The organism is Alkalibacterium iburiense (assembly GCF_039521845.1).
In the GTDB taxonomy this organism is placed as follows: Bacteria; Bacillota; Bacilli; order Lactobacillales; family Carnobacteriaceae_A; genus Alkalibacterium; species Alkalibacterium iburiense.
Map to the genome: position 1 here is coordinate 1 of NZ_BAAACW010000099.1, position 3,517 is coordinate 3,517.

Sequence of the window (3,517 nt, forward strand, 5' to 3'; positions counted from 1 at the left end):
CTCCCACTTATGTTAATCAGAGGAAGTATTTCTCTTTTTTTCTTGTTTTTTCATAAAACTTTTTACACTACCTCTTTATCCTATATAATCCACGTTCTCTAGTATCATGCCACTTTTTGGTACGGTAGGTACCTGTACCATACTGTAACCCAAGTCTTGTTCAGGTACGGTGTAGGTGATTTTGTTGGTTAAGAATTCCGTTAATACTTCCATAGCTCGAATGGTATTCCATTCGCCAGGACAGCGGTGACCTTTATAATAGTCCCCACCACCTTGAGCCACTAACTTCATCTGGACTTCATCGGATGGGCTGGTATGCCAGTTTGTAAAACGTTCCGGGTCGAATTTATCTGGGTTATCCCAAATGCGGTAATCATGATTCGTTCCGTAAAAGTCCAGTACGACCATTGTATCCTTTTCAAATTGGTAATCCTGCCACACAAAGTCTTTTCGTGTGATAGCCGCATTAAATGGAAAGAATGGGTAATACCGTCTGATTTCCTGTATGAACATATGAAGATAATACGGGTTGTCTCCATTTAGTTTAGCTTTGACTTCAGGAAACTGATGTAAAGACAGTGCTGTAAACGTAAAGTAAATGGCAATTGCTACTGATGGACGAAGTATATTCAAGACTTCTACTGCAGCGGTTTTGAGATCTAATAATTCACCGTCCAATTCTCTATGCCAAGACATTTGGTATAAGGCGGTCTCTTCTTTCGGTTTGAGTTCTCCTTCTCTTACTTGCTGAATTAAATCTTTAATCCAGCTTTCTCCATTCATTCGATTGATTCGACCTTCTACATGTTTATGGCTAACTGCCATGGGTGATTCGAACATCCCAACCAGTTGCTTGGTTCTTTTATCGACATCTTTTTCTGGTAAAGGCACTCCTGCCCAGTCGCATACGGCTCGCGTGAGTACTTTCTTGCTCTCGTCATAAAAATGAATCGAATCTTTTGTTAACCACTCTTTAGCCGCCACATGTAAATATTTTTCGACTAACTTAGCCCATACTTCAATGCGCTCTCTTGACATCAAATCCATAAACGACTTTTTCCGATTACGGTGGTCCTCGTCATCTAAAGTTTGAACGCCTCCCTTACCGAGTAAGGTTGCCATAGCGGGTTCAGGAGCTGCTCCGTTTCGCTTGAATTTTTCTTCATCGTAAAACAGGCGAGCGGCCTCTTCTCCCCCCATGACTATTGCTTTATCTCCAAGCAGTCGGGTTTCAAAAGCATCTGACTGGTAGGCTTTTAATCGATTAGGTGCATACATATAGCCTTCTCTTAAGACTTTCAGTCCATTTTCTAATCCTTCTTCTTTCGGAAACGGTTTTGTTTGGGTCATCCTCTTCCTCCTTTAGAAGTTCTTACCTATAGTATGAAATAAGTGCGGTCTGTAAGCAATTAATAACCCTTTTCTTTTTTTATCTCTTCGTATTCTTCTTTTAAAATAGAATAATACACATCGTTAAAGTACTCCCCTTTTTTCCATTTCTCCACGTGTCTCAGAACGCCTTCTTTTTGCATTCCCAGTCTCTGCATTACTTTTCCAGAAGCCACATTTCGCTCATCATGTAAAGCAGCAATACAATCCATTCCCAGTACTTCAAAACCTAATTTTATAATGGCTTTTCCAGCTTCGGTCATATACCCTTTCCCGTGGTAGTTTTTATTTAAAGTATAGCCGATGATGCCTCGACTGGTTTCTTTTTTTCTCCTTAAGTCAATGGTCCCTATCATTTTATTTTCTTCTTTCAACTCAATCGCATACTTGCCTAAAGGACTTTCCAAGAAATAAGTAACAATGGACTCTTCTGTTTCATTCAAGCTTTTATGCCGTTCAAAGACGTAATAAGTCGTTTCTTCGTCAGATGCGTATGCGTACATATCTTCAGCATCAGCCAATGTGACCGGTCTTAAAAGCAGACGGTCTGTTTCTACATGCGTATGTTTAGCTAAAGTCACTTTATAATGTTCCATAGATTGTGCCTCACTTTTAAATTATTTTTAATTTTGTTTGTTCAAACCTTAATATGACAGTGTTTTGAACACTTATTTATTTACAGAAATTTTCATGAAAACTACTTGACGAACTTTAGGAATAGGACTATAATAAATTTCGTTCGAGAACCGAACCTACAATCATTTGAAAGAAGGAATCACCATGCCAGTGGCTAATATCATAGTCGCAATTGGTTTCACATTTATTCATTTAAGTTCTAAATACTTAGATTTCAAGCGTCTGTCAGCTAATCAACTGACATCATTTATCGGTGGGATTTCACTCGCTTATGTTTTCTTCCACTTAATTCCTACTGTACAATCGTATCAGCATGATGTGATGGAAACCTTTCATGTCAATGCGACCAATGCCTCTCATTTAATATATGGATCCGTCTTGGCTGGTATTGTTGTCTTTTATTTTTTAGAGCTGGCTTTAAAGTCTACTCGTTTTAGACTGGCTTCAAAAACTATCCAATCAAACGGTGTCTTTTGGGGTCATATAGGTGCTTACTTTTTATATAATTTTATTATCGGTGTTTTACTTTCCGATCAGCGATTTGAAACGACCTTTACTGCTCTCTTCTATTTACTAGCAATCGGTCTACATTTTGTCACTAATGACTGGGTTTTAAGACATCATTTTCAAGACTTGTATGATCGGTACGGCTTGAAGTTGCTGGCAGGTGCCGTATTGATTGGTTGGTTTTTAGGTATCAACATTAACATCCCGCATACTGTAATGGGGTTAATGGAAGCGTTCGTCGCTGGCGGCTTAATCCTTAATGCGATAAAAGACGAATTGCCTGAATGCCGCGGCAATGGACTGACGTCTTTTATGTTAGGACTCATTTCCTATACCATCATTTTACTAGCTATTTAGTTAACAAGCGGAGACTTCCCAGGAGGTCTCCGCTTGTTTTTATTCAAATTTCTTTTTTGTGGAACTAAAGAGCCCCGTTTTCTTTCGTTTCCAGTCGAGCGACTGAGAAGACAGTTTATTTTGCAGGATGAGCAAAAGCTCCCACATCCCAAAAATAAGGGCGAGAAGGACGAGTCCGGAATAGCCGTTAATATTTATTTCTCTTAAAGACGTGTGGGTGTTCAGCCACTCCTGAACAAATGGAACTATAATAAGACCCGTTAGACTATTGATAGCTATTAATAACAAACTATCTATTAATAATGAAGACTGACCGTAATCCTCTTTTTTCTGAAAACCAAATATGTACAGGTCAACGATTATTGAAGCAATGACTACCGTACCTAACCACAACATTGGGAGCCTACTAATAAAGGATAGAGTAAAAACTAAAAAGAAAAATGTATTAATGACAAATTTATATCTTCTTTGCTGATCTTCAATCGTTAACTCATTAAATTTTAACATCCGCTTCATCTCCTTTTCATAATTATATCACACGGTATTTTCTTTTCCTATAAATCAAAACCACCAGTGTGAACTGGTGGTTTGCTCTGCGGCTGTAAGCCTCTCTTACCGGCCTCGGCCT

The 3,517-nt window shown here is 38.7% G+C and carries 4 protein-coding genes; 1 reads left to right on the forward strand and 3 read right to left on the reverse strand.

Features of this window, described 5'->3' with window-relative positions; translation table 11 throughout:
• Window positions 1-75: 75 nt before the first annotated feature.
• Together ABDZ53_RS08240 and ABDZ53_RS08245 are read right to left on the reverse strand one after the other, a co-directional pair.
• Window positions 76-1,350, reverse strand: a complete 1,275-nt coding sequence (locus ABDZ53_RS08240) for a cytochrome P450 (protein ID WP_343755433.1) — start codon at window positions 1,348-1,350, stop codon at window positions 76-78.
• 59 nt (window positions 1,351-1,409) lie between these two features.
• Window positions 1,410-1,985, reverse strand: coding sequence for a GNAT family N-acetyltransferase (locus ABDZ53_RS08245; protein ID WP_343755435.1), 576 nt, complete (start codon window positions 1,983-1,985; stop codon window positions 1,410-1,412).
• Window positions 1,986-2,169: 184 nt separating this feature from the next.
• Here ABDZ53_RS08245 and ABDZ53_RS08250 point away from each other — a divergent pair, with 184 nt between their 5' ends.
• Window positions 2,170-2,889 (forward strand): hypothetical protein, encoded by a 720-nt coding sequence (locus ABDZ53_RS08250; protein WP_343755437.1) that lies wholly within the window; start codon window positions 2,170-2,172, stop codon window positions 2,887-2,889.
• 39 nt (window positions 2,890-2,928) lie between these two features.
• Here the strand turns inward: ABDZ53_RS08250 and ABDZ53_RS08255 are convergent, their stop codons facing one another.
• The gene (locus ABDZ53_RS08255; RefSeq protein ID WP_343755439.1) at window positions 2,929-3,396 is read right to left on the reverse strand and encodes a hypothetical protein; all 468 of its coding nucleotides are present in this window, start codon (window positions 3,394-3,396) and stop codon (window positions 2,929-2,931) included.
• Between the last annotated feature and the right edge of the window lie 121 nt (window positions 3,397-3,517).